Here is a 26,471-nt window from a genome sequence, read left to right on the forward strand (position 1 = left end):
GTCAGCGCACGACGAGGCGGTGCCCTGTGTCGAAGTCAGAGCTCAACGCCTCTGCGATCGCCTGTCCCACCACGGACGGGCTCTTGAGCGTCGCTTGGTCCTCTCCAGGAAAGGCGCGGGCGCGCATGATCGTCGCCGTCGCACCGGGATCGACGATTGCCGCCTTGACCCCGAAACTGCGCACCTCTTCCGCATAGCTCAGCACCAATCCCTCCAGCGCCGCCTTGGATGCGCCGTAGGCGCCCCAGTAAGCGCGCGGCTGGCGAGCGACACTGGACGTAATCGCGAGCAGCCGAGCGTCGCCGCTTTTGCGAAGGAGAGGGTCGAAGGCGGCGATCAGCGCCTGCTGGGCGACCAGGTTGAGGGTGAGGACCTTATTGAACTCCTTGCCGTCGATCGCCGAAACCGGAGTTAGAGTTCCGAGAGTTGCCGCGTTCAAGACCAGGATGTCGAGCTTGTTCCAGCGCTCCGCGATCGCTGCGGCGAGCCTGGCGATGCTTTCACCCTCGGTGAGATCGAGCGGCGCGATCGTGGCGCTGCCACCCACTTGATGGATGCGATCCTCGACCTCCTCCAGGCCCGCGGCGGTCCGCGCGACCAGGATCACGTGCGCCCCTTCGGCCGCAAGCGCCTCAGCCGTCGCCGCCCCGATGCCGCGGCTGGCCCCGGTCACAAGCGCGAGCTGGTCTTCCAAAAGCTTCGACATTGCTCTCCTTCATGCTGAGCTTGTTTCAGCATCCGTCTTGTTGACGCGCGGCGATGCTCGAAGATGGTCCCTGAAACAAGTTCAGGGTGATGGCGGAAGGTCAGGCGTAACGTTCTGCCAGAAGCGCGAACTGATCCACCGCGTCATGCTCCTCATGGTCGGTCAGCCGGGTCGGATACTGGCCCGTGAAGCAGGCGTCGCAATGTTGCGGCTGAGCTTCGTCGCGCTCTTCCTCGCCCACTGCGCGGTAGAGGCCCTCGATTGAGACGAAGGCGAGACTGTCGGCCCGGATATATTCGTTCATCTGGGCAACGTTCATCTGGGCGGCGAGCAGCTTCGCACGCTCGGGCGTATCGACGCCGTAGAAGCAGCTGTGGCGGGTCGGCGGGCTCGCGATCCGCATATGGACCTCGCGCGCGCCGGCATCGCGCATCATCTGGACGATCTTCAGACTGGTCGTGCCGCGCACGATCGAGTCGTCGACCAATATGATCCGCTTGCCCTGGATGAGCGACGAATTGGCGTTGTGCTTGAGCTTCACGCCGAGATGGCGGACCTGGTCGCTCGGCTGGATGAACGTTCGGCCGACATAATGCGACCGGATGATGCCGAGTTCGAACGGGATGCCGGACTGCTGGGCATAGCCGATCGCGGCGGGAACCCCGGAATCGGGCACCGGGACGACGTAATCCGCGTCCACGGGGTTCTCACGCGCGAGTTCCGCGCCGATCTGCTTCCGCACAGTATAGACGGACGATCCATCGACGATGCTGTCCGGCCGCGAGAAATAGACATGTTCGAAGATACACGGCCGCGGCCGAACCGGCGCGAACGGGCGGTGAGAGCTGACCCCGCGGCTGGACACCACGATCAGTTCGCCGGGCTCGACCGAGCGCAAGTAAGTCGCTCCGACCACGTCGAGCGCGACCGTCTCGGAAGCGAAAATATAGGCCTCGCCGAGCCGACCCATCACCAGCGGGCGAACGCCGAGCGGATCGCGGCAGGCGAGCATGCCTTCGCTGGTCAGGCAGACCAGGCTGTAGGCGCCCTCCACCTGCTTGCAGGCATCGATGAACCGGTCGAGCAGCGTGCGGTAGGTGGATGTTGCGACGAGATGGATCAGGACCTCCGTGTCGCTGGTCGATTGGAAGATGGATCCGCGCCGGTTGAGCTCGCGGCGAATCTTCATCGCGTTCGAGATGTTGCCATTGTGCGCGATCGCGAAGCCGCCCGACGAAAACTCGGCGAACAGCGGCTGGACGTTCCGCAGCGCCGTCTCCCCGGTGGTTGAATAGCGGACGTGGCCGATCGCGGCTTGCCCGGTCAGCCGACGGATCACGTCGTCCTTGTCGAAAGTGCCCGCGACATGTCCCTGGCCGCGGTGGCTATGGAAGTTGCGGCCGTCGAAGCTGGTGATGCCGGCCGCTTCCTGGCCGCGATGCTGCAGCGCATGCAGGCCGAGCGCGACCACTGCCGCGGCGGTGTCGGCGCCCCAAATGCCGAACACGCCGCATTCCTCGCGCAACTTGTCGTCGTCAAAGGGATGGGTGGTCAGCATCGCGGCAGTCCCCGTCGCTCGTCTGATTGTGTGAATAGCCGCCATATAGTCGGCCCTCCCGCCTTTGTCGCCGGGCTGTAACAAATTGATGTGGATTATGCGGAACGAGCCGTGCCTTAGCCGCGCTTGTCTGAATGGTCGCTGGCTGTCACAGGGGAGGCATGAAGAAGCTGCTGTTCGCGCTCGCCTTTCTCGCCGGTTGCCAGGGGCAGTCGGACGGCGGCGGCAATGAGGCAGTGGGCAGGGGCGGGGCGGGGAGCGCGGCTCGCCCGGTCCAGGGGCGGCCGGACGGCAAGATCGCCACCCTCACAGGCCTATACGAGGGAGCGGGGCAGGCGGGACCGACGAGCAGGCTCTGCATGGTCGATCCCGCCGGAGAAACGGCGCAGTTCGGGCTGGTGGTGTGGGGTTCCAACGATCACAGCTGTTCCGGTAGCGGGACCGCGACCCGCAGCGCTGGCCGGGTCCAGCTCAAGATGACTGGCGACGAGGCCTGCACGATCGAGGCCCGGATCGAGGGCAACATGATCGTGCTGCCGAACTCCGTGCCGGAAGGATGCGCCTATTATTGCGGCGAGCGAGCGCGCATGGATGGCGCCCGCTTCACTCAAGTCGGGACCGGCCGCGACGATGCCGCCAAGGCGAAGGACCTCGTCGGCGATTCGCTCTGTTGATCGGGGCGGGGGCCGTAGCTGAACTGGTTGACGTAAACGTAAACGTAAAGTAGTTGGATGCGCATGCCGCAATCCGCGCTCCACTCCGATTTCCGCCATGCGGACTCGAGCACCGACACCTATTCCATCACCGATCTGTGCGAGGAATTCGAGGTCACCGCCCGCGCGCTCCGCTTCTACGAGGATGAGGGGCTGATCGCACCCAAGCGCGTCGGCCTTTCGCGCGTTTATAGCTGGCGTGATCGTGCGCGCCTCGCATGGATATTGCGCGGCAAGCGGGTCGGCTTCAGCCTCGCCGACATTCGCGAGATGATCGACCTTTACGACCGCGACGACGGCCGTGAGGCGCAGCGACGCGTGACCATCTCCAAGTGTCGCGAGCGGATCGAACTGCTCGAGAAGCAGCGCCGCGACATCGACTCGACCATTGGCGAGCTTACCGGCTTCATCGCGCAGATCGCCGACCCCAAGAACTAGCTGTCCCGAGGAGCATTCATGCCCGTCTACACCGCCCCCGTTCGCGATACGCGCTACATCATGGATCACCTGCTTGGGCTCGAGCGCTACTCGAATCTGCCCGGTTTCGAGAACGCCACGCCCGACATGATCGATGCGGTGCTGGGCGAAGGCGCGCGCTTTTGCGAGGAGGTGCTTGCACCCCTCAACCGCATTGGCGACGAGCACGGCTGCACGCGCCACGAGGATGGTTCAGTGACGACGCCGCCGGGCTTCAAGGATGCCTGGGAGCAGTTCGTCGCCAATGGCTGGACGACGCTTTCAGCGCCCGAGGAATATGGCGGGCAGGGGCTTCCGCACGTCGTCTCGACCGCGATCTCGGAATATCTGTGCGCGGCCAATCACAGCTTCGAGATGTATAACGGCCTGACCCAAGGCGCGATTGCGTCGATCCTGGTCAAGGGCTCGGACGAGCAGAAGGCCAAGTGGCTGCCCAAGATGGTCGGCGGTCAGTGGACCGGCACGATGAACCTGACTGAGCCGCATTGCGGCACCGATCTCGGGCTCATCAAGACCAAGGCCGAGCCTCAGTCCGACGGCTCCTACAAGATCACCGGCACCAAGATCTTCATCTCGTCCGGCGAGCATGATTTGTCCGAGAACATCATCCACCTGGTGCTGGCGAAGATCACGGGCGCGCCGGACAATGTGAAGGGAATTTCGCTGTTCATCGTGCCCAAGTTCATGGTCGGCGACGACGGCGCGATCGGCGCGCGCAACCCGGTCACGTGCGGCTCGATCGAGCACAAGATGGGCATTCACGGCAATTCGACCTGCGTGATGAACTATGACGGCGCGACCGGCTATTTGATCGGCGAGGAGAATAAGGGTCTCGCCGCCATGTTCATCATGATGAACGCGGCCCGGCTCGGCGTCGGCCTGCAAGGCCTCGCCCAGGGCGAGGTCGCGCGGCAGAACGCGGTGCAATATGCAAAGGATCGCCGCCAGGGCCGTGCGCTGACCGGCGCGGCCGAGCCCGACCAGAAGGCCGATACCCTGTTCGTCCACCCGGACGTGCGCCGCATGCTGATGGAAGGCAAGGCGTTGATGGAAGGCGCGCGCGCGCTCATCCTGTGGGGCGCGTTGCAGGTCGATCTCAGCCGCAAGGCGCAGACGGAAGAGGAGCGCGAGACCGCCAACGATCTGATCTCGCTGCTCACGCCGGTGATCAAGGGCTATCTCACCGACAAGGGCTTCGAGGTCGCCGTTAATTCGCAGCAGGTCTATGGCGGGCACGGCTATATCCGCGAATGGGGCATGGACCAGTTCGTCCGCGACGTCCGCATCGCCCAGATTTACGAAGGCACAAACGGCATTCAGGCGATGGACCTGGTCGGCCGCAAGCTCGGCCAGAATGGCGGCCGCGCTGTGCAGGCGCTGTTTGCGATCGTCGCGACCGAAGTGGCCGAAGCCAAGGCCGATCCGGAGCTGGCGTCCATTGCCGCCGGCCTGGAGCGCGCGACCGGTGAGCTGCAGAAATCGACGATGTGGCTGATGCAGAATGCGATGACCAACCCGAACAATGCGGGCGCGGCCGCCTACAGCTACATGAACCTGATGGGCATCGTCTGCCTCGGCCTGATGTGGCTGCGCATGTCCAAGGCGAGCGCGGCGGTGCTGGCCAACGGCGCCGAGGATGCCGACTTCCACCGCGCCAAGCTCGTCACGGGCCGTTTCTATGCCGAGCGCCTGATGCCCGAAGCCGGCGCGCTGCGGCGTCAGATCGAGGCTGGCTCCGAAAGCCTGATGGCGCTGCCGGTCGAAGCGTTCTAGCCCCTCTCCCTTGACGGGAGAGGGATACGGAGCCTTAGCGACAAAGGAGCTTAGGCGAAGTTGGGAGAGGGTGAGCGCCGCAAAGCGGCGCGCGCGGCGGAGCCGCGCTTCACCTGAGCAGGCATTGAGCCTGCTCAGGTGACCCCCTCTCTCCAACCTCTCTCCCGCGAGGGGAGAGAGGCTTCTTCGCGGGCAGGGGGGACGCAATGGACTTGAAGCCGCTCGAAAAGGGCCAGTTGGGCGTGATGCTGGTCCGTGGCATCGTGCTCGCGCTGCTGCTCCTCGCGATGGCTTTCATCCCGGCCTTTGCGACCCGGGACGAAACGGGGGTTTCGCCATTCGCGATCCTGGGCCCGCTCGGGATCCTGCTTCTTTACCCGGCGCTGATCGGGCCGGTCCGACGCTACCGGTCCTGGGGCTACGCGCTCGACACTGAAGAGCTCCTGCTGCGCCACGGTCTGTGGACCCATATCGAGACGCTCGTCCCGCTCCGCCGCGTCCAGCATCTGGACGTCGCGCAGGGGCCGCTCGAGCGTGCGTTCGGCGTCACCAGGCTCGTCCTTCATACCGCGGGCACGATGAACAACCGGGTTGTCTTACCGGGCCTGTCCCGCACCACGGCGGAGGGCATCCGCGACGAAATTCGGGCTCAGATCCGGCAGGAGCCCGAATGAGCGGGGAGACGGCCGCGGTTGCGGACAAGCGTCTCCACCCCGGAACGATTGCCGTTCGATTCCTGAAGGAGGCGCCACGGACGCTGATCGGTTTACCGGCCGTGCTCGCCCTAATGTCCGATGTAGGCTGGGGCCTGATCGCGTTGCTCGTCCTGCTCTCCGTGGTGGTGCTCGGCTTCACGCAGTGGCTGGCCTGGCGCCGCTTCCAGTACGGCGTTGGGGCAAGCGAGATCCTGATCGAAAGCGGCCTGTTCAGCCGCAACCGACGCAGCATCCCGTTCGAGCGCATTCAGGACCTGGATATCGAGCGTGGTCCGCTGCACCGACTGTTTGGTCTGGCTAAGATCAAGATCGAGACGGGCGCGGGCGGCAAGGATGAAGGCGTGCTCGACAGTGTGACGCTCCGCGAGGTCGATCGACTTAGGCAGGCTATCCGAGCTGGACAGGTAGGCGTGGCCGAGAAGACCGGCTTGTCACCCGATCTCCCGCTGCAGCCGGAAAGCAGGATGGTGTTCGCCATGGGACCGGGCCGGGTGCTCGCCTCCGGGCCGTTCAACTTTTCGCTGCTCTGGGTGGCTGGTCTGTTCGGCCTCCTTCAGACCTTCGACGATTGGCTGCCGTTCGACCTCTACGATGCCGAGCGCTGGATCGGCCTTGCCGAGCAGCGTCTCCCCGGCCGGATTGCGGTCAGCGCGATCCTGGCCGGGCTGGTGCTCGCCTTCCTGCTCGGTTTCCTCACCGGTATCGTTCGCACCACCTTGCGGGACTGGGGCTTCCGCCTGCTTGTCGAAGGCAAGCGACTCCGACGCGTCCGCGGCCTGTTCACCCGCACGGAAGTGGTGATCCCCAAGCGACGGGTGCAGTTGGCGCTGTTGGCGACGGGCCCGTTGCGCAGGAGCCTCGGTATCTTCGAGCTGATGCTGCAGACGCTCGGTTCCGGGCAGGGCCAGGGCGGGCTGCAGACCGCCGCGCCGTTCGCGCGCACGCCGGAGGTGGACGCGATCGTGGCGGAATTGCCTGGTCTCAGGCTGCCGGGTCACACCGCGCTCGAGCAAGTGTCGAGCCGTCACATCCTCCGGTCCGCGATACGGGTCATGCTGCTACCCGCGCTGGCGATCGGCGTAAGCGCGGTATGGCGGCCCGAGGCGCTGTATTTCCTCCCGCTCCTGCCGCTGCTGCTGGGAGGGGCCTTCCTCGGCCGGCGCTACCATCGATACGCGCTTTCCGGCGAGCTCCTGTTCGTCCAGGCCGGCTTCTGGCGGCGGCGGATGTGGGCGCTGCCGGTGGCCAATGCGCAGACGGTCAGTGTCAGCCGCTCCTTCCTGCAACGCCGGCTCGGTCTCGCCACACTGTCGATCGACACGGCCGGCGCGCCGCTGCTCGGTGGACCGCGCATCGTCGACCTGCGCATGGAGCGTGCGCGGGAGTTAAGGGACGCCATCCTCGGCACGCTCCGTCAGGGCCGCGGACGCCCGGATGAGAATGGCGGCCTTAGGTGAGCGCCGCGTCGAGCGCGTCGGCAAAGCGGACCGGGGCAGCGAGATCGAAACGCAGGTAAAGGTCGGGCTCGACAAGCTCCAGTTCCATCAGCACCGGGCGTCCCTGCAGGTCGCGGACCAAGTCGACGCGGGCGTAGAGCAGGGGCTCCTCGCCGGCGGCCAGCGCGGCTTCGGCCGCGGCGAGCTCGTCCGGAGTGGGCATGGCGGCTCCAATGACCGCGCCGTATTCGGGCTGGACACGAAAATCGCCGGCCTGCGGTTGCTTGCGAATCGCATGGCTGAACGCCCCGGAGAGATAGATGAGCGACACTTCCCCGTTCTCTTCGATCGCCGGCAGATAGGGCTGGATCATCGCGGGGCCCGTCGGCCCCTCGTCGATCGGATCGCCGGGTGACCAGCGGATCGTCTGCCAGGCCAGGGCGGAGACCTGAGGTTTGACGATCAGGCGTTCGGTGCCGAAGCGGCTCGCGGCTTCGGCAAGCTGATCCGGGCGGAGCCGGTCCGTGAACAAGGTCGGCGTGACCGGAACCCCGCGCTCCGCCAGTCGGCCGAGATACACCTTGTCCGCATTCCAGCGCAGCACCGATGGCGGGTTGAGCACCCGCAGGCCTGCCGCCTCCCAGCGCCGCGTTGCGCTTTGCCAGTCGGCACCGGCGCGATGATAGCCCCAGGCTAGCAGCGGGAGGATGATGTCGAAGCGCTGGGCCTCGCAATCGGTCCAGCTGGGCCCCAAGACCTGATGGCCTCTCGCCCGCAACGGCGCCGCCAGCTCCGCGAGGAGATCGCGCCAGCGCGTCTGGAATCCCTGGTCGGCGGGGTCGGGCGTGAGGATCGCGATGTCGGCCATCGGGCGCGGCTAGCGGCGCGTTCATTGACGGGCAAGACGCGCTCGGGCAGGAGGAACGCCGTGATTGCACCCGCACCCTTCCGGTCTTTGGCCTCTTTTCAGGCGTTTAGCGCGGCTGCGGCTTATTATGTGTACCGGATGGCACGGGCGGGACCCGGCTGACGCGCATCTGAAGAAGGCACGCATCATCCACCCCGTCCGGCACTCCGGGCGGGGTTTTTCGTTTCAGGAGAATCTCATGTTGATCGAAGAACTCGTCGCCGGCCGTACCGAACCGGCCCGCTCCGCTCCGCCGCCTGGGGCCGCCGCCGATTGGACGATTCCGCAGCATTGGGAGCGGTTCACGGCCGAAGAACACGGGGTGTGGGATCTTCTCTTCGCCAGGCAGCAGGAGTTGCTCGCCGGCCGCGCGGTGCGCGCTTTCCACGAGGGGCTCGATGTACTGCGGCTGTCACATCCGGGCATCCCGCAACTCGAGGAGCTCAACGAACGCCTTTTCGCCCGCACCGGCTGGACCGTCGTTTCGGTGCCTGGCCTGGTGCCTGACGACATCTTCTTCGATCACCTCGCCAACCGCCGCTTTCCGGCTGGAAACTTCATCCGCAAGGCAAGCCAGCTCGATTATCTGGAAGAACCGGACGTCTTTCACGACGTGTTCGGCCATGTGCCTTTGCTGGCTCAGCCGGAAGTGGCAGACTTCATGCAGGGCATTGGAAAACACGGGCTTCACGCGCTTGAAGTGGGCGCCTTGCACCGACTGGCGCGGCTCTACTGGTACACCGTCGAATTCGGCCTTGCCCGCGAGGACGGCGACCTCAAAATTTACGGCGCGGGCATCCTGTCCAGCTTCGGCGAGACCCGCTTCTCGCTCGAAAGCGATGTTCCGCATCGTCCCAAGTTCGACCTGACCCGCGTCCTGCGCACCCGCTACCGCTCCGATGCTTTCCAGCAGAGCTACTTCGTGATCGACAGCTTCCAAGACCTTCTCGGCCGCACCTTCAGCCACGGCCTGGAAGAGCTTTACGGCGAACTTGACAGCTTGCCCGATCTCGATCCGGCGGTGGTCTGAAAGCTCACTGCTCCGGAAGGAAGTCGGGCACGGACAGGTAGCGCTCGCCGGTGTCGTAATTGAAGCCGAGGATGCGCACGCCTTCCGGCAGCTCCTTCAGCTTCTGCGCGATTGCCGCGTGCGTCGCGCCCGAGCTGATGCCGACCAGCACGCCCTCCTCGCGAGCGGAGCGGCGGGCCATCTCCTTTGCATCGGCGGGATCGACCTGAATCACGCCGTCGATCAGATTCGTGTGCAGGTTCTTCGGCACGAAGCCCGCGCCGATGCCCTGGATCGGGTGCGGACCCGGCTCGCCGCCGGAAATGACCGGCGAGAGTGTCGGCTCGACCGCGAAAATCTTCAGGTTCGGCCATTCCTTCTTCAGCACCTGGGCACAGGCGGTGATGTGGCCGCCGGTGCCGACGCCGGTGATAATCACGTCGATCGGCGAGTCCCGGAAATCCTCCAGGATTTCCTGCGCCGTCGTACGCAGATGAACTTCGATATTGGCCGGGTTCTCGAATTGCTGCGGCATCCAGGCGCCGTCCGTCTCGGCCACGATCTGGCCGGCGCGCTCGATTGCGCCCTTCATTCCCTTTTCCTTGGGCGTGAGATCGAAGGTGGCACCATAAGCCAGCATCAGGCGGCGCCGCTCCAGGCTCATGCTTTCGGGCATGACCAGGACGAGCTTGTAGCCCTTAACCGCTGCGACCATGGCGAGGCCGATGCCGGTATTGCCGCTGGTCGGCTCGACGATCGTGCCGCCGGGCCGGAGCGCGCCACTCCGTTCGGCATCCTCGACCATGGCAAGCGCGATGCGGTCCTTGATCGACCCGCCGGGATTGCCGCGCTCCGATTTAATCCAGACCTCGGCGTTGCCGAACAGGCGGTTGACCCTGATGTGGGGAGTCCGGCCGATCGTATCGAGAATGCTGCCCGCCTTCATGTCGTCGTCTCCTTGGGTCGTAACTCGCCGCTCAAATCGGGAGGATCGAAGCTTCGCGCAAGCCTGAGCTGCGGGAACAGCCGCGCCCAGAGAAGAGTGATCGCAATCGCGCCGACGCCGCCCGCGACCACCGCGGCGACCGGGCCGATCGCCGCGGCAAGGAAGCCGGATTCGGCATCGCCCAGTTCGTTGGATGCGGAGATGGTGAGCTGGGAGACCGCGCCGACCCGGCCGCGCATCGCGTCAGGCGTGTGGAGCTGGATGAGCGACTGGCGCACATAGACGGAGAACATGTCCGCGCTCCCCACCACGAAGAGGCACAAGAGCGAGAGCGGGAAGGAGGTGGACAGGCCGAACAGGATCGTCGCAATTCCGAACACGACGACGGCGACGAGCATCTTGGTACCGACGCCCTGCTTTATCGGCCGGAACGAGAAGAGGAGGGCGGTGAGCGCGGCCCCGACCGCCGGCGCGGCGCTGAGTTGGCCGAGACCCTCGGAACCGACCCTCAGGATGTCGCGGGCGTAGATCGGGAGGAGGGCGGTCGATCCGGCAAGGAACACTGCGAACAGGTCGAGCGTGATTGCGCCGAGCACCAGGCGGTTGGTCCGGACGTAGGAGAGGCCGTCGATCATCTGCCGGATAGGGTGCCGCTCCCGATCGACCTCTGGTCGCGGCACACGGCCGATCAGGGACATAGCCAGGATCGCGATCGCAAACAGGACTGCGCTCAGCGCGTAGGGCGCGGCCGACTGCCAATCGTGCAACAGGCCGCCGAGCGCCGGGCCGACGATCAGGCCGACCTGCCAGGCGGTCGAGCTCAGCGCGATGGCCTTGGGCAGGAGCTCGGATGGAACGAGGTTGGGCGCCAGTGCGCCGAAGGCCGGGCCTGCAAAGGCGCGGGCAACGCCGAGCACTGCGGCGACCGCGAACAAAGCGGGGAGTGACAGGGCATCCGTATAGGTCAGCCAGCCGAGCAGGGCGGCGCAGGCCAGCTGCGCGCCGAGCGTCAGCCGGGTGATCAGCCGCCGGTCGAGCCGGTCCGCGATCCAGCCGGTGACGGGGGTCAGCGCGAACAGCGGCACGAACTGGATCAGTCCGACCAGGCCGAGTTGCGCCGCGCTTTCGGCGGGGCTCATCGTCTCCCGCGCGATGTTGTAGACCTGCCAACCGATGATCAGCATCATCGCCGATCCGGCGAGCATCGAGAGCAGGCGGGCGAGCCAGTAATAGCGGTAGTTCGGGATCGAGAAGGGCGAGCTCACCGGCCCGCGCTTACGGGCCGGCTCCTCGGGCGACAACCGTTCAGACCGTTGCCGTCCCGCTTCTCAGGAACTCGAGCAGGTCCTGCGTAAGCCGATCCTTGTGCGTTGCGAACAGGCCGTGGGGGGCGCCGTCATATTCGATCAGCCGCGCGCCCTTGATGCCGGCCGCAGCGGCGCGGGCGGAAGCGTCGATCGGGACGGTGGCGTCAGCAGTGCCGTGGATCACCAGGGTCGGAACGGTGAAGCTGGCGAGGTCCGGGCGGAAGTCGGTGGTGCCGAACGCATCGACGCAGTCGAGCGTGCCCTTGAGGCCCGCCTGCATCGCGAGCCGCCAGGCCCAGTCCAGCGTCGCGTCCGATACCGGATGGCTGATTACGCCGACACCGAAGAAGGCCTTGAAGAAGCTGCGGAAGAAATCGGGGCGGTCCTTCCGGATGCCGACCTTGATGCCCTCGAACACCGATGCGTCCGCGCCGTTGGGATTGTCGTCGCCCTTGAGGAGATAGGGCACCACCGACCCGATCAGCACCGCCTGGGTGACGCCCTGGCCGCCGTGCCGCGACATGTAGCGCGCAACCTCCCCGCCGCCCATCGAGAAGCCGACCAGCGCCGCGCCGCCCTCGATCTCCGCCGATTCGAGCACATCCGCCAGATCGTCCGCGAAGGTGTCGTAATCGTAGCCTTCCCACGGCTGGTCCGAGCGCCCGAAGCCGCGCCGGTCATAGGCCAGAACGCGATAGCCCGCGTCGGCAAGCGGCACGGCGACATCGTCCCAGCTGTCGGACGACAGGGGCCAGCCATGGATCAGGACGACCGGTCGGCCGCCCTCATGACCCCAATCCTTGACGTAGATCTCCGTCCCGTCGCGCGCTTCGAAATACGGCATGTCCGCCCTCCGCTCATTGTTGGCAATGAGCGCAAAGCGTCCGTGCCGACGCAGGTTCCCCGTTTATCGGGCCGCAGTCTTGCCGGAAGTCGCAGCATTGCCGCGGGCGTTCTTGGCGAATTCCTCGAAATTGGCCTTGAACACGGAGACGAGTTCGCTGTTCGCAGCCTGCACGTCTTCGCCGTCCTTGGGCGGGAAGAGCTTCAGGCCGTTGCCGCCCCACGCCTTGTAGATGGCAGGCTTCTTTTCGGACGTGCCGAAATTGCGGTACATGAACAGCGTCTTGAGCGACCGCCCGTATATCGCCGCCTTGTGGTAGAAGACGTCGGCGACGATCAGTTCGGCATAGCAAGGCGATGTCGACTGGGCGCGGCGGGTGTCGATCTTGTTGATGGTCTTGCGGTCCAGCGCTTCGGAATGGACCACGATCCTGGACGGCTTCGCCTTGAGCAACTCGACCAGGTTCATCGAGGTCAGCGCGTCGACCTGACCCTGAGAATCGAGCGCAGCCGCGATCTGGGTGCGATTGTCCTTGTTCTTGTCGGCATTGCCGGCCGCGTCCGCCACCGCGCCGACGACGCCGAAGCCGCTCAGCCATCCGGTGGTCATCGCATTGAACCGCTCCGCCGGCCAGACGTGCAGTTCGCATTCGCTCGCGGCCGAGGCTGCCGTTGAGGGTACGGCCGCTTCCTGCATCTGCGCAGAGGCCGCGGTTCCCAGAACGGCGGCAGCGATCGCCAGCGCCAAGGCCGGCTTGTTTCCCGAAATCATGTCAGTCCCCTCAATTCCCCTTCGGCATCGCTGCCGAGCGCCGGCAAATTAGCGCCCCGGTTTTCCCTGTCGAGATCGAGCGGTCGCCGAAAAGGCTTTGCTTCCGGAGTGTTGCAGCAAATCCCTAGTTCTTGCGGCCCTTCTTCTTCGGCGGCGCGAGTGCGTGGCCGGCAAAGCCGCGCAGGTTGCTGCGATAGGCAAGGATCAGCTCCTCGTCGGCCGCACGCGCCTCGGCCGCCGACTTGGCCGGAAAGGTGCTGAGTTCGGTCTCCGTCCAGGTCGCGAAGCTCGTCCGGAGGAGCGGCGCATCGGCAAAAACGCGATAGAGCGCCAGCGTCTTCAGCCCGCCGCGCGCCATCGGCGCGTCATCGTAGAAGATCTGGCTGACCACCAGCTCGGAATAGCAAGGCGATGATGACGGGGACTGACGTTCCTTGGCGCCTTCCCGGCTGCGCGGGAGCGGTTCGGAATGCATCACGACCCGGGTTTGCGGCGGCAGCTTGAGCGCCATCGGCAGGTCCATGGCCTGAAGCAACGTGACTTGGCGTTCGGGGGCGAGCACGGCCGGCTTCGCGGTCCCGCCTTTCGCGAGATCGAAGGCCTGGTTGAGCGTGTGATTGAACACCCAGCCCTGGGTAACGGCCTTGAGATCGCCGGCCGGCCAGACGTGAAGCTCGCAATCCGCTCCGCCCACGGCTGGAGCCTGCTGCCCGCCGGCGGCCGTCGCCACGCCTCCCAACGCCGCGGCGGCGGCCAGCCATTGCTTGTTTTTCATGTTCTTAGACCCCGTGTTCCCATTCCATATGGCCTAGCGTTCATCTCCGCGTGGTAAAGGGGGCGTGACAGCAATGGCGCGAGTGATGCCGTGCATCGAGTAGACAAACAGGACCGGATCCGATCGGCGGCCGTGGTCGCCGTGTTTCATGCATTGCTCGGTTATGCGCTGATCGTGGGGCTGGGCGTTGATGTGGCGCAGATCGCGGACGACCGGCTCAAGATGTTCGACATCAGCGAGGCGCCGCCCCCGCCGCCCTTGCCCGAACCGATCCCGCCGCCTCAGAAGAGCAAGGAGAAGGCGCCCCGGATCAAGCCGGCTCCGAAAGGAGAAGAGGGCGCGGCCGCTCCGCCCAACCTCAAGTCCAGCCCGACCCAGATCGTCGCGCCGGAACGCAGGATCGAGCTGCCGGTGCCGACTCCGGTGGTGGCGGCGCCAATCGCCGGGCCGGGGGCGCAGGCGAGTGCCGGCGCGGCTCCGGTGCCGGGCCCCGGAACGGGCGCGGGCGGGCAGGGCAATGGCCTGGGCAGCGGGCGCGGCGGCAACGGCACGGGCGGCGGCGGGGGCGGCGGTGTCGCGACCGGACCGCGCCAGATCGCGGGGCGCATTTACGACCGGGACATACCCTGCCGGAACCCGGAGACGTGCCGCGGCGGCACCGTCGGGCTGCGCTTCGTGGTGGCGCCGACGGGCCGCGTGTCGAGCTGCACCGTCACCCGCTCGAGCGGCGAGCGGGAACTCGACACCGGCACCTGCCGCCTGATCCAGCAACGCTTCCGCTACCGCCCCGCCCGCGACGAATGGGGACGACCTGTGCCGTTCACGATCAGCGGCAGCCACGAGTGGGAGGCGCGAGTGGAGCCGGACCGCTGGGAGGAAGCGACGATCCCTGACGATGAGTGAGGGCGAAGGTGACGAAGGTCACGCCACGTACCGATCAAATCACGCCGAGCGGTGGCGAAGTTCACGATGTTCACGGTCCACGCTTGATTTCGAGCCGCTTCAAGAAGCTGGATCTCCGACCTTAAACTTTAAAAAGAGCGGGTGCGCGACTCGGCACCGCCTCACTATGGATCGAAAGGGTTGCTGTAGGACAGCAATTCAGACGCTTAGTTCAGTCCCGCGTGGGCGCTTGGCTGCCCGTCGGCGGTGGAGGAGCCACCGAGCTCGTCTGCCGCAGGGATGCCACGGCACGACCGTATCGCATGAGTACGACCTCCTCTCCGGCCTCCGCACGGCGGGCAAGCTCGAACCACCTCGCCCGAGCTTCGGTCATCGAGTAGTGCATTCGCTGCCGCTCCGAGTTGCACCGCAATCCAGGAGATGAGATGAACCCGCCCGCCATGCCAGCCAAGCTTCACGGCAGCTTCGCGGTGCATCCGGGCACGTGGCTGCGCACAGAGATCGTCGAGCCGGCGGGGCTGAGCGTCACTGCGCTCAGCCAGCGGCTGCGCGTGACCCGGCGGGCGGCAAGCAATTTGCTCAACGGCAAAGCGGGCTTGTCGGCGAAAATGGCGATCCGGTTTGAAAAGGCGTTCGGGCTCAAGGCCGACACGCTGATGCGGATGCAGGCTGCCCACGCCCTTGCAGGGGTGCGGGCGCGGGAGGAGGGAATAACTATCGGGGCGGCGTAGGACAAGAATCGGAATAGGCACTGTGTCCCTGAATTCGCCCGGAACTCCGTGTTCCCCGGATGTCGATACGTAAACTCACGATAGTTGAAGGCCACTCACGCTGTGCAACGATCCTCACGAGGACCCTGCTAAATGGACGCAAGCGAAACCACCTCTAAGGCCATCAAGGCCTTCATGTCCTACTCGTGGTCGTCTCCAACGCGCGAAGCTTGGGTCATAGCCCTCGCAAGCCGTCTTGTGGAGGACGGCATAAACGTGGTGCTGGACAAGTGGGATCTGCGTCCCGGGCACGACGCTTACGCGTTCATGGAGGGCATGGTCAGCGACCCGGACGTGAGCAAAGTTATCATGGTATGTGACAAGGCTTACGCCGAAAAAGCAGACGGACGCTCCGGGGGTGTCGGCGCAGAGGCACAGATAATCACGCCTGAACTGTACAATAATACGAAACAGGACAAATATGCCGCGATCGTCACCGAGCTAGACGAGAATGGTAAAGCTTATCGACCATCTTTCTACGGCGGGCGTATCTACTTTGACTTCACCTCATCCGAGAATGACGAAAGTAGTTACGAGGAACTGCTTCGTTGGCTGTTGGGCAAGCCTAGGTACATCAAGCCGAAGCTAGGCCAACCTCCTTCCTCTATAGTAGACCCGGAGACTTCTGCCACAACGGGCACCACGTCGAAACTGCGGCGGGCTGAAAGTGCCATCAAGCAGGGAAGCCCCGCGGCCGCTGCAGCCACGCGGGAGTTCGCCGAGGCAGTGATCTCAGAGATGAGCAATCGAGTTCCCTCCTTCTCCGACGAGGAGGAAGCGGATGAGATTGTTCTGCGTTCGGTCGAGCAACTTAGGCCCTACGTTAGGCAGATCACCGACCTCACCCTGATTATCGCGCGATATGACGGAGTTGCGGCTCAGCGACTGTTAAGCCTTTTCGAAGGGCTTAGGAACGCTGATGTTTCGTGGACCTGAAGTGAGTAGGTGGCATGCGTGGCAATACGACCCGTACAAGATCGTTGTTTACGAGGCTTTCTTAGCGTTTTGTGGCGCGCTCCTTGCAGAGGAACGATTTGACCTATTAGGGCAGGCCCTATCAAAACCATATCTCGTCCGCCGGGAAGAAACATCAGGGGGACGGACGACCTCCGACTTTTCTATATTCAATACTTATGCTGAAAGCTTAACTCGACGCACCCAAAGACTTAAGCTGAACAGAATCGATCTGCAAGCTGACCTCATGGAGGAGGCGCATCGAAATGCGAATCCCTCATTCGAAGATATGATGCAGGCAGACTTTATTCTCTTGCTTCGTTCTTCCTTAGCCGACCAGGAACCCACAAGAGGCTGGTATCCGAGAAGTCTAGTGTTTGCAGGTCGACGCTTCCGACCCTTTGACGTATTCGCCCGCTGTGAGTCTCGTGCGTATTTCAATACGTTTTCGAGTCACGTTCTCGGCGGAGCGACGCTGGAGCAATTCAAAGCGACAATAGGGGCAGTGGCAAGCACGACACGGAACTGGTTTGACTACAACGGTCTTGCGGTTGCCCATCTGGCGAATCGGGACAATTTGGGGTTGCGAGAGTAGCTCATCCCAAACTCACAAAGCTATCCAGTACCCGCTTCCTACCCGCATGCTCGAAGTCGATCTCGAGCTTGTTGCCCTCGATCTGCGCGACATTGCCGTAGCCGAACTTGCTGTGGAAGACGCGGGCGCCGAGGGCGATGTCGGTGCGGCCGGGGTTGCCGAGGCTGACGGCGCTGGCTCTTGCTTCCACCACGCGGGGAGGCGTGCGTTCGAAGCCGCCGGTCGCGGCGCGTTGCCAGCCGGGGCCGCGGCCGGAGCCGCGTTGCAGGTCCGCGAAGGGATCGGCGCGCTCGGACCAGTTGGCGCGCCATAGGCTCTCGCCGCCGCTCATTGTGGTTTCCTGGGCGATGTGGGCGGCGGGCAGTTCGGCGACGAAGCGGCTCGGGATCGAGCTGGTCCACTGGCCGTAGATGCGGCGATTGGCGGCGTGGATGATGAAGCATTTTCGCCGCGCGCGGGTGATCGCGACATAGGCGAGGCGGCGCTCCTCCTCCAGGCTGGCCGTGCCGCCTTCGTCCAGCGAGCGCTGCGAGGGGAACACGCCTTCCTCCCAGCCGGCGAGGAAGACGGTGTCGAACTCCAGCCCCTTGGCGGCGTGGATGGTCATGATCGTGACCTTCTCGACATCGCGCTCGGCGTCATTCTCCATGACGAGGCTGACATGCTCCAGGAACGCGCCGAGAGTCTCATATTCCTCCATGGCTCGCGTAAGCTCGGTGAGGTTCTCGAGGCGGCCGGCGCTCTCGGCCGAGCGGTCGGCCTGGAGCATGGCGGTGTAGCCGCTCTCGTCGAGGACGAGGCGGGCGAGCTCGGGATGGGGGAGCTCGTTCAGGCGTTGGCGCCAGCGGGCGAAGTCGGCGACGAGGCGGCCGAGCGAATTGCGGGCGGCGCCCGCGAGCTCGTCCGTGTCGAGGATCTGGGCGGCGGCGGAGAAGAGCGAGACGCCGGCGGCGCGCGCGAAGCCGTGCACCTTAGCGACCGCCTTGTCGCCGAGGCCGCGCTTGGGCGTGTTGACGATGCGTTCGAAGGCGAGATCGTCGGCGGGCTGGGCGATGACGCGCAGATAAGCGAGCGCGTCGCGGATCTCGGCGCGTTCGTAGAACCGGAAGCCGCCGACGATGCGGTAAGGCAGGCCGATTGCGATGAAGCGGTCTTCGAGTTCGCGCGTCTGGAACTGTGCGCGGACTAGGATCGCGACTGAGTCCAGTTTACCGCCGGGGCGCTGGATGCGTTCGATCTCCTCGCCGATGCGGCGCGCTTCCTCCGGCCCGTCCCAGACGCCGATCACGCTGACCTGCTCGCCCTGCGCTTCCTCGGTCCAGAGCGTCTTGCCGAGGCGGCCGCCATTGTTCGCGATGACGCCGGACGCGGCGGCAAGGATGTGGGGGGTGGAGCGGTAATTCTGCTCGAGCCGGATGATCGCGGCGCCGGGGAAGTCGACCTCGAAACGAAGGATGTTGGCGACCTCCGCGCCGCGCCAGGAATAGATGCTCTGATCGTCGTCGCCGACGCAGCAGATGTTCTTGCGCTCCTGGGCGAGCAGGCGGAGCCAGAGATATTGGGACTGGTTGGTGTCCTGATACTCGTCGACCAGCACATATTTGAAACGCTGTTGATAGTGCTGGAGCACGTCGCGGTGGGTCTTCAGGATCACCAGCATGTGGAGCAGCAGGTCGCCGAAATCGCAGGCGTTGAGCGTCTTGAGGCGCTCCTGATAGGCGGCGTAGAGCTGCGCGCCCTTGCCGTTGGCGAAGGCTTCGCTCTCGGCGGCGTCGATTTCGCGCGGAGTCCAGCCGCGGTTCTTCCAGCGGTCGATCAGGCCGGCGAGGCTGCGGGCGGGCCAGCGTTTCTCGTCGAGATCGGCGGCGGTGATGAGCTGCTTGAGCAGGCGGAGCTGGTCGTCGGTGTCGAGGATTGTGAAATTGGCCTGAAGCCCGACCAGCTCGGCATGGCGACGCAGCATCTTGGCGGCGACGGAGTGGAAGGTGCCGAGCCAGGGCATGCCCCCTACCGCGTCGCCGACGATGCGGCCGACGCGCTCGCGCATCTCGCGCGCGGCCTTGTTGGTGAAGGTGACGGCAAGGATCTCGGACGGCCAGGCGCGGCGGGTAGCGATCAGATGGGCGAGGCGGGCGGTAAGCGCCGCCGTCTTGCCGGTGCCGGCGCCGGCGAGAACGAGCACCGGGCCTTCGGTGGTCAGCACCGCCTCGCGCTGGGGGGCGTTGAGGCCGCGCAGATAAGCGGGTTCGGCCATGGGATCAGATGTCGCGGCTACGGCTTGGGTCACCCCTGAACAGCTAGGGAACGGAGCGGCGCTCGGCAACCTTTTCGCCTGAGTTAAGAGCTAGGCGGCCCGGTTCTCCCGGCGCCCCATCTTGCCGATGAGCCGCTCGGCTTCCGAGCGCCAGCGGCCACGCGTGAATCCGGGGTAGTGATCGAGCCGCTCCCAGTTCAGCCCGGCGCTCGCCGCGAGGGCGCGGGCGAGGCAATCGATGTTCGGGTCCGGGCCGGGAGCGCTCATTTGACGTGCTTTGGACAATCAAGAGCACGGGGCGAGCGCAATGTGACGGGCGTCGCCGCCGGAGCGACGAACGCGCTCAGCCGGCCCAGCGGAACAGGGTCAGGTGCGCTTTGCCGAAGCGGCGTTCGGTTTCGATCTCCAGGCCGGGCGGCGGGGCGGGGCGGGTGCGGTCGGTTTCGAGGCTGACGAGGGCGCCGGGGGCGAGCCAGGCGGGGTTGGCGATGCGGGCGAGGGCGGCTTCGGACATCCCGGCCGAGTAAGGCGGATCGAGGAAGACGAGGTTGCAGGGCGCGGGCGGCGGCGGGGCATATTCGACGGCCTGAGCGCGGACGTCGCCACGATCGTCGGCGACGAAGGACTTCAGATTGCGCTCGATCGCGGCGACGGCGTTGCCGTTATTGTCGACGAACAGGCAATGGGCGGCGCCGCGCGAGAGGGCTTCCAGGCCGAGCGCGCCGGTGCCGGCGAACAGGTCGGCGGCGCGAAGGCCGTCGAAACTGCCGAGGCGGCTGGCGAGCATGGACAAGAGGCCTTCCCGGGCGCGGTCGCTGGTCGGGCGGGTGGCGCGGCCTTCGGGCGCGACGAGCGGGCGGCCGCGCCATTCACCGGCGATGATCCTCATCTAAGCCCTCCCCCCTCGTGAGAGAGGGTTGGGAGAGGGGGAGCGGCGGGCGCGGCTCGATGCCGCGACCGGCGCTTTCGACGGGGCCCGTTGAGTCTCCTGCGCCGCAGACGCGGCGCGCCCCTCTCCCTTACCCTCTCCCACAAGGGGAGAGGGGCTTTTCATTGTCTTCCGGAACATCACGAGGTCATGTTGCCGCACTTCGTCGACGGCGCCGGCGGGCATGTCCTGGAGGACGAACGGGCCGTAGGCGACGCGGATCAGGCGGGAGACTTGGAGCCCCAGATATTCGAGCACGCGGCGGACTTCGCGGTTCTTGCCCTCGGTCAGGCGCATTTCGACCCAGCCGTTGCGGCCGGTGCGGCGCTCCAGATTGGCGTCGATCGCACCATAGCGGATGCCTTCGATTTCGACACCGTGGATCAGCTGCTCGAGCTGTTCCTGGCTGACGTCGCCGAACACGCGGGCGCGGTAGGTGCGCTCCACCGCCGAGGAGGGGAGTTCGAGCTGGCGCTTCAACTCGCCGTCTGTGGTGAGCAGCAGCAACCCTTCCGTGTTCATGTCGAGCCGCCCGACCGGCATCACGCGCGGCAGGCCGGGCGGGAGCTTGTCGTAGATGGTCGGCCGGCCCTTGGGATCGCGCGCCGCTGTCAGAAGCCCGGTCGGCTTGTGATAGCGGAACAGGCGGGCGGGGGCCGCAGCCTGGACGGGATTGCCGTCCACCGTGACGCCGCGCAGCGAGGTGAGCAGGGTCGCGGGCGTCTCGACCGGCTTGCCGTCGATCGAGATTCGGCGATCCGCGATCATGCGCTCGATGTCGCGGCGCGAGGCGACCCCTGCTCGGGCGAGCAGCTTGGCGATACGTTGTTCTTCGCGGGGGGATGGGGGCGGGGGCAGAGTGTTCTCCGTGCAACAGTGATCGGGTTTGATGTGTGTCGAAGGCGGAACGCGCCGAATCGCTTGGCGGCTCCGGCACAAGTCGCCCGAATGCTCGTTACGCGGGAGGAAGGAACAGGGCACCCCCATGATGTTCGGTAAGCGTAAAAGAGTGATCAGCCGGATCCTCGTCGTCGAAGACGAGCCGCTGGTCGCGTTCGACAACGAGCATCTGCTCGGCGAGGCGGGTTATAAGGTCGTCGGGACGGTCGACAATCTGGAAGACGCCACCCGCCTGATCGATGAAGAGCAGATCGATCTGGTCCTCAGCGACATCAGCCTGTCGGGCGATGGCGACGGCACCGACGTTGCGCGCGCCGCGGCGGCCCGGAACGTCCCCGTCCTGTTCGTGACCGCGGACTTGCCGGAGGAAGCGCGTAAGCTTGCGGTCGGCTGGCTGGCCAAGCCGTATAGCGACAAGGGCTTGAAAGCCGCGCTCGAAGCGGTCGATGAGATGATGCAGGGTAAGCGAGTGAAGCGGCTGCCGGCGGGGTTGAGCCTCCACGAAGAAGCCTGAGGATTGCCCAGGAACGCGCCCGCATCGCGGCCGTTTGCTCCGCCATGACAGAAGCCGCCCGCGCCCGAATGGTCGAGAAGCAGATCGCTGCTCGCGGCATCTCGGACCCGGCGATCCTCGACGCCTTCCGCACGGTTCCGCGCGAGGCGTTCGTGCCGGAGCACCTTCGTGAGTTCGCGTTCGAGGACGGGCCGCTGCCGATCGAGGCGGAGCAGACCATTTCGCAGCCTTACATCGTTGCACTCATGATGGAGGCGGCGGAGCTCGGCTCCGCCGACAAGGTGCTCGAAGTGGGTGCGGGCTCCGGCTACGCCTCGGCGCTGATCGCGCGGGTCGTGGACGAAGTGATCGCGATCGAGCGGCATGAGGAACTGGCGAAGATCGCGGGCGAGCGGCTGGAGCGGCTCGGTTACGAGAATGTCTCGATCTACGAAGGCGACGGCACGCGCGGCTATCCCGACAAGGGGCCCTTCGACGCGATCATCGTCTCGGCGAGTGGGAGCCATGTCCCGGAGCCTTTGCTGATGCAGTTGGAGGTGGGGGGGCGGCTGGTCATGCCGGTCGGCGAGCCGCAGGAGGTGCAGAAGCTCGTCAAGGTGACCCGGACCAGCGAGGACGAGTTCGAGCAGGAGGAGATCGGCGCGGTCCGCTTCGTGCCGCTGATCGGCGCCCATGCCTGGACGGAGAAGGGCGAACGGGCGGACCCGCGGTCCTTGCCCGAGCTGATCCGCGACCATGCCGAGCCGCTGCCCGAGCTGGATGACCCGGCCTTCGGTGCGCTGTTCGATCGCTTCGCTGACGCCAAGGTCGTGCTGCTCGGCGAGGCGAGCCACGGCACCAGCGAGTTCTACCGGGCGCGCGCGGCGATCACGCAACGGCTGATCGAGGAGCATGGATTCACGATTGTGGCGGTGGAGGCGGACTGGCCGGACGCGGCGGTGATCGACCGCTATGTCCGTAACCGCCCGCCTCGCGAGGGCGAGGAGAAGGCGTTCGAGCGTTTCCCGACCTGGATGTGGCGCAACACCGACGTGCAGGCCTTCGTGCGCTGGATGCGCAGCCGAAATGGGGTGGTAGAGGCCGAGCGGATGGCCGGCTTCTACGGCCTGGATCTGTACAATCTCGGCGGCTCGATACGGGCGGTGATCGACTATCTCGACGATGTCGATCCGGAAGCCGCGGCAGTGGCGCGCGAGCGTTACGGGTGCCTCGGGCCCTACGCCCGCAATCCCCAGAGCTATGGCCGGATGGCGCTGACCAAGGGCTATGCGCAATGCGAGCAGCAGGTCGTCCAAATGCTGCGCGAGCTGCTCGGTAAGCGCGCCGAATATGTCGAGGAGAATGGCGACGAATATCTCGACGCTGCGGCCAATGCGCGGCTGGTCGCCAATGCTGAGGCTTATTACCGCGTCATGTATCACGGCGCGGCGGAGAGCTGGAACCTGCGCGACACGCACATGTTCGAGACGCTCTGCCAGCTGCTCGACGCCAAGGGCCCGGACGCGAAGGCGGTGGTCTGGGCGCATAACAGCCATATCGGAAACGCCGCACATACCGAGATGGGCCAGCAGCGGGACGAGCTCAACATCGGGCAATTGTGCAAAGAGAAATGGGGCCACCAGGCGCGGCTGATCGGCTTCGGCACCCACACCGGCACCGTGGCGGCAGCGACGGACTGGGACGATCCCATGGAGGTGAAGCAGGTGCGGCCGTCACTCGCCGGCAGCTACGAACGACAGTGCCACGATGCAGGCATCGAGCGCTTCCTGCTCGACCTACGCGAGGAGCAGGCCGACGCGCTGATCGAGCCGCTGCTGGAAGCCCGGCTGGAGCGCTTCATCGGCGTGATCTACCGCCCGGAAACCGAGCGCTGGAGCCACTATGCTCAGGCGGTCCTGCCCAACCAGTTCGACGCCTGGGTGTGGTTCGACGAGACGACAGCGGTGACGCCGCTGGATGGGCCTGAGCAGCCCGCGGGCGCGGAGGAGGAGATGTACCCGTTCGGGTTGTAACGGAACCGAGACGAGCGGGGCCGCGTTCCTTGCCCATTCGGATCGGCGCCAGTTCCGGCGCGCCGACAGGTACGAGGAGTAGAGCAATGGGCGAATTCACCGACAAGCTGAAGGGCGCGGGCAATCAGGTCGCCGGCAACCTCAAGCAAGGCAGCAGCAACGAGCGCGTTCGGGAAGAAGGCGCGGCGCAGGAGCTGAAAGGCGACGGCCAGGAAATTAAAGGCAAGATCAAGGGCGTCATCAACAAGCTGTGAGCGCTCACAATCACCGGCGGCGTGCTTCCTACGAGCGCGCCCGCAGCTTTGTTATGGTCGTGGCACTGGTGATCTGCTCGACATCGGTCTTGAGGTGCAGCAGCTTCAAGCCGCGTTCCGCTTGAGCACGCGAGAGCGCGGGGGCGAAGTCCTCCGTGCGCTTCACTGTTTCCGCCCATGCGCCGTAGGCGCGGGCGAGGGCGGCGAAGTCGGGGTTTTGGAGGTCGGTGGCGGTGACGCGGGTGGGGTATTCGCGTTCCTGGTGCATGCGGATCGTGCCGTAGCTGCCATTGTCGATGACTAGGACGAGCAGGTTGGCACCTTGCCGCATAGCGGTGGCGAGCTCCTGCCCGTTCATGAGGAAGTCGCCGTCGCCGGCCGCGCACAGCACCTGGCGGTCGGGAAAGCGCAGCGAGGCGGCGATCGCGGCGGGAAGGCCGTAGCCCATCGAGCCGTTGGTGGGGGCGAGCTGGCTCGGGCAGGCCGCATAATGCCAGAAGCGGTGGAACCAGCCGGAGAAGTTGCCCGCGCCGTTGCACACGATTGTGTCGGCGGGAAGGGCACGGCGGAGTTCGGCGACGACCTGACCGAGATCGAGCGCGGCGCCTTCGCGGGGCTTGGGCTCGTTCCAATCCAGCCATTCGCGATGCGCCTCGGCGCCGGCATCGAACGAGATCACATCGTCATCCCAGCTTTCGACCAGCTCCGCGAACTCGCGCATGTCGGCGCAAAGGGCGAGGTCCGTCAGGTAGACGCGGCCGAGCTCGTTCGGATCGGGGTGGACGTGGACCAGGATCTGGTCCGGGTGGTCGGAGGTGACTAGGGTATAGCCGTCGGTAGTCGCCTCGCCGAGGCGGGCACCGACGACGAGGAGCAGATCGGCCGCTTTGACGCGTTCAACCAGCTTCGGATTGGGTCCGTAGCCCAGATTACCGGCATAGACGGGTGAGCCGTTCGGAATCGCATCCTGGCGTCGGAAGGCGGCGGCTACGGGGAGCCCGATCCGCTCGGCCCAGGCAGCGAAATGGTGCGAGGCGGCGGCGTCCCAGCCGGCGCCGCCGACGATCGCGACCGGGGCGGCGGCGTCGCCGAGCAGGCCCATCAGGGTCGCCGTCGCCATCGCGCAGGCGGGCTGGACCGGCGGGTGGACCTTGGGCCGGTCGATTGCTTCGACCTCGTCGCGCAGCATGTCCTCGGGCAGGACCAGCACGACCGGACCGGGCCGGCCGGACATCGCGGTCGAGTAAGCGCGGGCGACATATTCGGGGATGCGCCGGGCGTCCTCCACCCGGCCGACCCACTTGGCGAGCGGGGCGAAGAAGGTCAGGAAATCGACTTCCTGGAAACCTTCGCGGTCGCGGTCGCCGCGCGCGACATCGCCGACCAGCAGCAGCATCGGCGTCGAATCCTGGTGCGCGACATGGACGCCGATGGCCGCGTTGGCCGCGCCCGGGCCGCGGGTGACGAACGCGACTCCCGGGCGGCCGGTCAGCTTGCCGTCCGCTTCTGCCATATAGGCAACGCCGCCTTCCTGACGGCAGACGACGAGATCGATCGCAGGCGTGTCGTGGAGCGCATCTAGGGCGGCGAGGAAGCTCTCCCCCGGCACGGTGAAAATACGGTCGCAGCCCTGGGCGAGCAGATTGTCGATCAGGATGCGGCCGCCGGTGCGCTGTGTCATGCTTGCGCTCTACGCTTGGCCTGAATGTCAGTCGAGGCGGCGCTTGACTTGACGTTGACGTAAAGTACGGGAGCCGAAACGAGCGGAGATCAACATGACCAAGAGTGAACTCGCGACGAAGATGAACGGCGCCCAGGCCTGGCTCCCGGGCAAGCGGGTGAAGATCGATTTCGGGCCGGAGGGCGCATTGATGCTGGACGGCCAGGCCAACCAGGTGACGGAGCAGGACGGCACCGCCGACACGACGATCAAGGTGAGCTGGGCCGATTGGGAGGCGATGTCGTCCGGTCAGCTCGACGGCATGACCGCGTTCATGCAGGGCAAGCTCAAGGTCGAGGGCGACATGTCCGCGGCGATGCAGCTGCAGGGCGTGCTGGGCAAGCTTAAGGGCTGAGGTCTATTTCGGGCTGTTCTGGATCAGCCTGATCAGCGTTCCATCGGCATCGACCAGATAGCCGATGCGGCCGCCCCAAGCCTCCACGCGTGGCGGGTGGAGGCGCGGCTGTCCGGTTTGGGCCTCCGGTATGCCGGCGGTCCTGCACAGGGCGTAGAAGCCGTCGAGATCGTCGAGTCGCAGGCAGCAGCTGAACCAGCTGGTGAGCGGGTCGAGCTCGGGATGGGCGAAGAATTCGAGCATCAGGCCGCCGCGCTCCAGGATCATCCACCCCTCGTCGCGCCAGCCTTCGGTGAAGCCTAGCGCGGCGTAGAAGCGGGAGGTCGCTTCGAAGTCACGCGACGGCAGGTTGGGCGTGGCTTGATCCGTCATCG

28 protein-coding genes are annotated in these 26,471 nt (G+C 65.7%); 14 read left to right on the forward strand and 14 right to left on the reverse strand.

Features of this window, described 5'->3' with window-relative positions; all coding sequences use genetic code 11:
* Nucleotide 1: 1 nt before the first annotated feature.
* Both VF631_RS14965 and purF read right to left on the reverse strand, forming a co-directional pair.
* Nucleotides 2-706 carry an SDR family NAD(P)-dependent oxidoreductase gene (locus VF631_RS14965; RefSeq protein ID WP_431851121.1) on the reverse strand — a complete coding sequence of 235 codons (705 nt, stop codon included), beginning with the start codon at nucleotides 704-706 and terminating at the stop codon, nucleotides 2-4.
* A gap of 100 nt (nucleotides 707-806) precedes the next feature.
* Nucleotides 807-2,264: an amidophosphoribosyltransferase gene (purF, locus tag VF631_RS14970; RefSeq protein WP_431851122.1), complete on the reverse strand. Its 1,458-nt coding sequence runs from the start codon at nucleotides 2,262-2,264 to the stop codon at nucleotides 807-809.
* 161 nt (nucleotides 2,265-2,425) lie between these two features.
* On the opposite strand from purF, the gene VF631_RS14975 reads away from it, so the two are divergent.
* The 5 genes from VF631_RS14975 to VF631_RS14995 all read left to right on the forward strand — a co-directional run bounded on the left by VF631_RS14975 (nucleotide 2,426) and on the right by VF631_RS14995 (nucleotide 7,400).
* A complete protein-coding gene (locus VF631_RS14975) occupies nucleotides 2,426-2,938 on the forward strand; it encodes a hypothetical protein (RefSeq protein ID WP_431851123.1) in 513 nt (170 codons plus the stop codon).
* Nucleotides 2,939-3,001: 63 nt separating this feature from the next.
* On the forward strand, nucleotides 3,002-3,415 hold the full coding sequence (locus tag VF631_RS14980) for a MerR family transcriptional regulator (protein WP_431851124.1): 414 nt from the start codon (nucleotides 3,002-3,004) through the stop codon (nucleotides 3,413-3,415).
* An 18-nt stretch (nucleotides 3,416-3,433) separates the two neighbouring features.
* Nucleotides 3,434-5,227, forward strand: a complete 1,794-nt coding sequence (locus tag VF631_RS14985) for an acyl-CoA dehydrogenase C-terminal domain-containing protein (protein ID WP_431851125.1) — start codon at nucleotides 3,434-3,436, stop codon at nucleotides 5,225-5,227.
* A 206-nt stretch (nucleotides 5,228-5,433) separates the two neighbouring features.
* The gene (locus tag VF631_RS14990) at nucleotides 5,434-5,901 is read left to right on the forward strand and encodes a PH domain-containing protein (RefSeq protein ID WP_431851126.1); all 468 of its coding nucleotides are present in this window, start codon (nucleotides 5,434-5,436) and stop codon (nucleotides 5,899-5,901) included.
* Entirely contained in the window at nucleotides 5,898-7,400 is a 1,503-nt protein-coding gene (locus tag VF631_RS14995; protein ID WP_431851127.1) for a PH domain-containing protein, read from the forward strand. Before VF631_RS14990 ends, VF631_RS14995 begins: the two co-directional genes overlap by 4 nt.
* On the opposite strand, the gene VF631_RS15000 is transcribed toward VF631_RS14995, so the two are convergent.
* Nucleotides 7,393-8,247: an ATP-grasp domain-containing protein gene (locus tag VF631_RS15000; protein WP_431851128.1), complete on the reverse strand. Its 855-nt coding sequence runs from the start codon at nucleotides 8,245-8,247 to the stop codon at nucleotides 7,393-7,395. The two genes, VF631_RS14995 and VF631_RS15000, sit on opposite strands and share 8 nt — an antisense overlap.
* Before the next feature lie 238 nt (nucleotides 8,248-8,485).
* On the opposite strand from VF631_RS15000, the gene phhA reads away from it, so the two are divergent.
* Nucleotides 8,486-9,316 (forward strand): phenylalanine 4-monooxygenase, encoded by an 831-nt coding sequence (gene phhA / locus VF631_RS15005; protein ID WP_431851129.1) that lies wholly within the window; start codon nucleotides 8,486-8,488, stop codon nucleotides 9,314-9,316.
* A gap of 4 nt (nucleotides 9,317-9,320) precedes the next feature.
* Here the strand turns inward: phhA and cysK are convergent, their stop codons facing one another.
* The 5 genes from cysK to VF631_RS15030 form a co-directional block, all read right to left on the reverse strand.
* Nucleotides 9,321-10,241 carry a cysteine synthase A gene (gene cysK / locus VF631_RS15010; RefSeq protein ID WP_431851130.1) on the reverse strand — a complete coding sequence of 307 codons (921 nt, stop codon included), beginning with the start codon at nucleotides 10,239-10,241 and terminating at the stop codon, nucleotides 9,321-9,323.
* Entirely contained in the window at nucleotides 10,238-11,506 is a 1,269-nt protein-coding gene (locus VF631_RS15015) for an MFS transporter (protein ID WP_431851131.1), read from the reverse strand. The genes cysK and VF631_RS15015 overlap by 4 nt, the downstream gene beginning before the upstream one ends.
* 40 nt (nucleotides 11,507-11,546) lie before the next feature.
* Nucleotides 11,547-12,392, reverse strand: coding sequence for an alpha/beta fold hydrolase (locus VF631_RS15020; RefSeq protein ID WP_431851132.1), 846 nt, complete (start codon nucleotides 12,390-12,392; stop codon nucleotides 11,547-11,549).
* 63 nt (nucleotides 12,393-12,455) lie between these two features.
* Nucleotides 12,456-13,163 (reverse strand): hypothetical protein, encoded by a 708-nt coding sequence (locus VF631_RS15025; RefSeq protein ID WP_431851133.1) that lies wholly within the window; start codon nucleotides 13,161-13,163, stop codon nucleotides 12,456-12,458.
* 124 nt (nucleotides 13,164-13,287) lie between these two features.
* Nucleotides 13,288-13,938 (reverse strand): hypothetical protein, encoded by a 651-nt coding sequence (locus VF631_RS15030; protein WP_431851134.1) that lies wholly within the window; start codon nucleotides 13,936-13,938, stop codon nucleotides 13,288-13,290.
* Nucleotides 13,939-14,070: 132 nt separating this feature from the next.
* On the opposite strand from VF631_RS15030, the gene VF631_RS15035 reads away from it, so the two are divergent.
* The 4 genes from VF631_RS15035 (at nucleotide 14,071) to VF631_RS15050 (ending at nucleotide 17,160) form a co-directional block, all read left to right on the forward strand.
* Complete coding sequence (locus VF631_RS15035) at nucleotides 14,071-14,841, forward strand: TonB family protein (RefSeq protein ID WP_431851135.1); 771 nt, start codon at nucleotides 14,071-14,073, stop codon at nucleotides 14,839-14,841.
* Nucleotides 14,842-15,266: 425 nt separating this feature from the next.
* Nucleotides 15,267-15,572 carry a HigA family addiction module antitoxin gene (locus tag VF631_RS15040; RefSeq protein WP_431851136.1) on the forward strand — a complete coding sequence of 102 codons (306 nt, stop codon included), beginning with the start codon at nucleotides 15,267-15,269 and terminating at the stop codon, nucleotides 15,570-15,572.
* Nucleotides 15,573-15,704: 132 nt separating this feature from the next.
* Nucleotides 15,705-16,547, forward strand: a complete 843-nt coding sequence (locus VF631_RS15045; RefSeq protein WP_431851137.1) for a TIR domain-containing protein — start codon at nucleotides 15,705-15,707, stop codon at nucleotides 16,545-16,547.
* Complete coding sequence (locus tag VF631_RS15050) at nucleotides 16,531-17,160, forward strand: hypothetical protein (protein WP_431851138.1); 630 nt, start codon at nucleotides 16,531-16,533, stop codon at nucleotides 17,158-17,160. The genes VF631_RS15045 and VF631_RS15050 overlap by 17 nt, the downstream gene beginning before the upstream one ends.
* A gap of 1 nt (nucleotide 17,161) precedes the next feature.
* Here VF631_RS15050 and VF631_RS15055 read toward each other — a convergent pair whose 3' ends face one another.
* From VF631_RS15055 to VF631_RS15070, 4 genes are all read right to left on the reverse strand, one after another.
* Nucleotides 17,162-19,414: an ATP-dependent helicase gene (locus VF631_RS15055; RefSeq protein WP_431851139.1), complete on the reverse strand. Its 2,253-nt coding sequence runs from the start codon at nucleotides 19,412-19,414 to the stop codon at nucleotides 17,162-17,164.
* Nucleotides 19,415-19,504: 90 nt separating this feature from the next.
* The gene (locus VF631_RS15060; RefSeq protein WP_431851140.1) at nucleotides 19,505-19,681 is read right to left on the reverse strand and encodes a hypothetical protein; all 177 of its coding nucleotides are present in this window, start codon (nucleotides 19,679-19,681) and stop codon (nucleotides 19,505-19,507) included.
* Nucleotides 19,682-19,757: 76 nt separating this feature from the next.
* Nucleotides 19,758-20,303: a 16S rRNA (guanine(966)-N(2))-methyltransferase RsmD gene (gene rsmD, locus VF631_RS15065; RefSeq protein WP_431851141.1), complete on the reverse strand. Its 546-nt coding sequence runs from the start codon at nucleotides 20,301-20,303 to the stop codon at nucleotides 19,758-19,760.
* A complete protein-coding gene (locus VF631_RS15070; RefSeq protein ID WP_431851142.1) occupies nucleotides 20,304-21,110 on the reverse strand; it encodes a pseudouridine synthase in 807 nt (268 codons plus the stop codon).
* Nucleotides 21,111-21,327: 217 nt separating this feature from the next.
* Between VF631_RS15070 and VF631_RS15075 the strand changes: the two genes are divergently transcribed.
* The 3 genes from VF631_RS15075 (at nucleotide 21,328) to VF631_RS15085 (ending at nucleotide 24,022) form a co-directional block, all read left to right on the forward strand.
* Complete coding sequence (locus VF631_RS15075) at nucleotides 21,328-21,756, forward strand: response regulator (RefSeq protein ID WP_431851143.1); 429 nt, start codon at nucleotides 21,328-21,330, stop codon at nucleotides 21,754-21,756.
* A gap of 44 nt (nucleotides 21,757-21,800) precedes the next feature.
* On the forward strand, nucleotides 21,801-23,768 hold the full coding sequence (locus tag VF631_RS15080) for a protein-L-isoaspartate(D-aspartate) O-methyltransferase (protein ID WP_431851144.1): 1,968 nt from the start codon (nucleotides 21,801-21,803) through the stop codon (nucleotides 23,766-23,768).
* A gap of 86 nt (nucleotides 23,769-23,854) precedes the next feature.
* Nucleotides 23,855-24,022, forward strand: coding sequence for a CsbD family protein (locus VF631_RS15085; protein WP_431851145.1), 168 nt, complete (start codon nucleotides 23,855-23,857; stop codon nucleotides 24,020-24,022).
* Nucleotides 24,023-24,050: 28 nt separating this feature from the next.
* On the opposite strand, the gene VF631_RS15090 is transcribed toward VF631_RS15085, so the two are convergent.
* A complete protein-coding gene (locus VF631_RS15090) occupies nucleotides 24,051-25,703 on the reverse strand; it encodes a thiamine pyrophosphate-binding protein (protein WP_431851146.1) in 1,653 nt (550 codons plus the stop codon).
* Nucleotides 25,704-25,797: 94 nt separating this feature from the next.
* Between VF631_RS15090 and VF631_RS15095 the strand changes: the two genes are divergently transcribed.
* On the forward strand, nucleotides 25,798-26,097 hold the full coding sequence (locus VF631_RS15095) for an SCP2 sterol-binding domain-containing protein (protein ID WP_431851147.1): 300 nt from the start codon (nucleotides 25,798-25,800) through the stop codon (nucleotides 26,095-26,097).
* Between the two features lie 3 nt (nucleotides 26,098-26,100).
* Here the strand turns inward: VF631_RS15095 and VF631_RS15100 are convergent, their stop codons facing one another.
* Nucleotides 26,101-26,469: a bleomycin resistance protein gene (locus VF631_RS15100; protein WP_431851149.1), complete on the reverse strand. Its 369-nt coding sequence runs from the start codon at nucleotides 26,467-26,469 to the stop codon at nucleotides 26,101-26,103.
* Nucleotides 26,470-26,471 lie beyond the last annotated feature (2 nt).

It is taken from the genome of Allosphingosinicella sp., from assembly GCF_036387615.1.
In the GTDB taxonomy this organism is placed as follows: domain Bacteria; phylum Pseudomonadota; class Alphaproteobacteria; order Sphingomonadales; family Sphingomonadaceae; genus Allosphingosinicella.

Excerpts from the sequence above, each read along its gene's own strand:
- VF631_RS14965 (WP_431851121.1), bottom strand. The coding sequence starts at position 706 with ATGTCGAAGCTTTTGGAAGACCAGCTCGCGCTTGTGACCGGGGCCAGC.
- purF (WP_431851122.1), bottom strand. The coding sequence starts at position 2,264 with ATGCTGACCACCCATCCCTTTGACGACGACAAGTTGCGCGAGGAATGC.
- VF631_RS14975 (WP_431851123.1), top strand. The coding sequence starts at position 2,426 with ATGAAGAAGCTGCTGTTCGCGCTCGCCTTTCTCGCCGGTTGCCAGGGG.
- VF631_RS14980 (WP_431851124.1), top strand. The coding sequence starts at position 3,002 with ATGCCGCAATCCGCGCTCCACTCCGATTTCCGCCATGCGGACTCGAGC.
- VF631_RS14985 (WP_431851125.1), top strand. The coding sequence starts at position 3,434 with ATGCCCGTCTACACCGCCCCCGTTCGCGATACGCGCTACATCATGGAT.
- VF631_RS14990 (WP_431851126.1), top strand. The coding sequence starts at position 5,434 with ATGGACTTGAAGCCGCTCGAAAAGGGCCAGTTGGGCGTGATGCTGGTC.
- VF631_RS14995 (WP_431851127.1), top strand. The coding sequence starts at position 5,898 with ATGAGCGGGGAGACGGCCGCGGTTGCGGACAAGCGTCTCCACCCCGGA.
- VF631_RS15000 (WP_431851128.1), bottom strand. The coding sequence starts at position 8,247 with ATGGCCGACATCGCGATCCTCACGCCCGACCCCGCCGACCAGGGATTC.
- phhA (WP_431851129.1), top strand. The coding sequence starts at position 8,486 with ATGTTGATCGAAGAACTCGTCGCCGGCCGTACCGAACCGGCCCGCTCC.
- cysK (WP_431851130.1), bottom strand. The coding sequence starts at position 10,241 with ATGAAGGCGGGCAGCATTCTCGATACGATCGGCCGGACTCCCCACATC.
- VF631_RS15020 (WP_431851132.1), bottom strand. The coding sequence starts at position 12,392 with ATGCCGTATTTCGAAGCGCGCGACGGGACGGAGATCTACGTCAAGGAT.
- VF631_RS15025 (WP_431851133.1), bottom strand. The coding sequence starts at position 13,163 with ATGATTTCGGGAAACAAGCCGGCCTTGGCGCTGGCGATCGCTGCCGCC.
- VF631_RS15030 (WP_431851134.1), bottom strand. The coding sequence starts at position 13,938 with ATGAAAAACAAGCAATGGCTGGCCGCCGCCGCGGCGTTGGGAGGCGTG.
- VF631_RS15040 (WP_431851136.1), top strand. The coding sequence starts at position 15,267 with ATGAACCCGCCCGCCATGCCAGCCAAGCTTCACGGCAGCTTCGCGGTG.
- VF631_RS15045 (WP_431851137.1), top strand. The coding sequence starts at position 15,705 with ATGGACGCAAGCGAAACCACCTCTAAGGCCATCAAGGCCTTCATGTCC.
- VF631_RS15050 (WP_431851138.1), top strand. The coding sequence starts at position 16,531 with ATGTTTCGTGGACCTGAAGTGAGTAGGTGGCATGCGTGGCAATACGAC.
- VF631_RS15055 (WP_431851139.1), bottom strand. The coding sequence starts at position 19,414 with ATGGCCGAACCCGCTTATCTGCGCGGCCTCAACGCCCCCCAGCGCGAG.
- VF631_RS15060 (WP_431851140.1), bottom strand. The coding sequence starts at position 19,681 with ATGAGCGCTCCCGGCCCGGACCCGAACATCGATTGCCTCGCCCGCGCC.
- rsmD (WP_431851141.1), bottom strand. The coding sequence starts at position 20,303 with ATGAGGATCATCGCCGGTGAATGGCGCGGCCGCCCGCTCGTCGCGCCC.
- VF631_RS15070 (WP_431851142.1), bottom strand. The coding sequence starts at position 21,110 with ATGATCGCGGATCGCCGAATCTCGATCGACGGCAAGCCGGTCGAGACG.
- VF631_RS15075 (WP_431851143.1), top strand. The coding sequence starts at position 21,328 with ATGATGTTCGGTAAGCGTAAAAGAGTGATCAGCCGGATCCTCGTCGTC.
- VF631_RS15080 (WP_431851144.1), top strand. The coding sequence starts at position 21,801 with ATGACAGAAGCCGCCCGCGCCCGAATGGTCGAGAAGCAGATCGCTGCT.
- VF631_RS15085 (WP_431851145.1), top strand. The coding sequence starts at position 23,855 with ATGGGCGAATTCACCGACAAGCTGAAGGGCGCGGGCAATCAGGTCGCC.
- VF631_RS15090 (WP_431851146.1), bottom strand. The coding sequence starts at position 25,703 with ATGACACAGCGCACCGGCGGCCGCATCCTGATCGACAATCTGCTCGCC.
- VF631_RS15095 (WP_431851147.1), top strand. The coding sequence starts at position 25,798 with ATGACCAAGAGTGAACTCGCGACGAAGATGAACGGCGCCCAGGCCTGG.
- VF631_RS15100 (WP_431851149.1), bottom strand. The coding sequence starts at position 26,469 with ATGACGGATCAAGCCACGCCCAACCTGCCGTCGCGTGACTTCGAAGCG.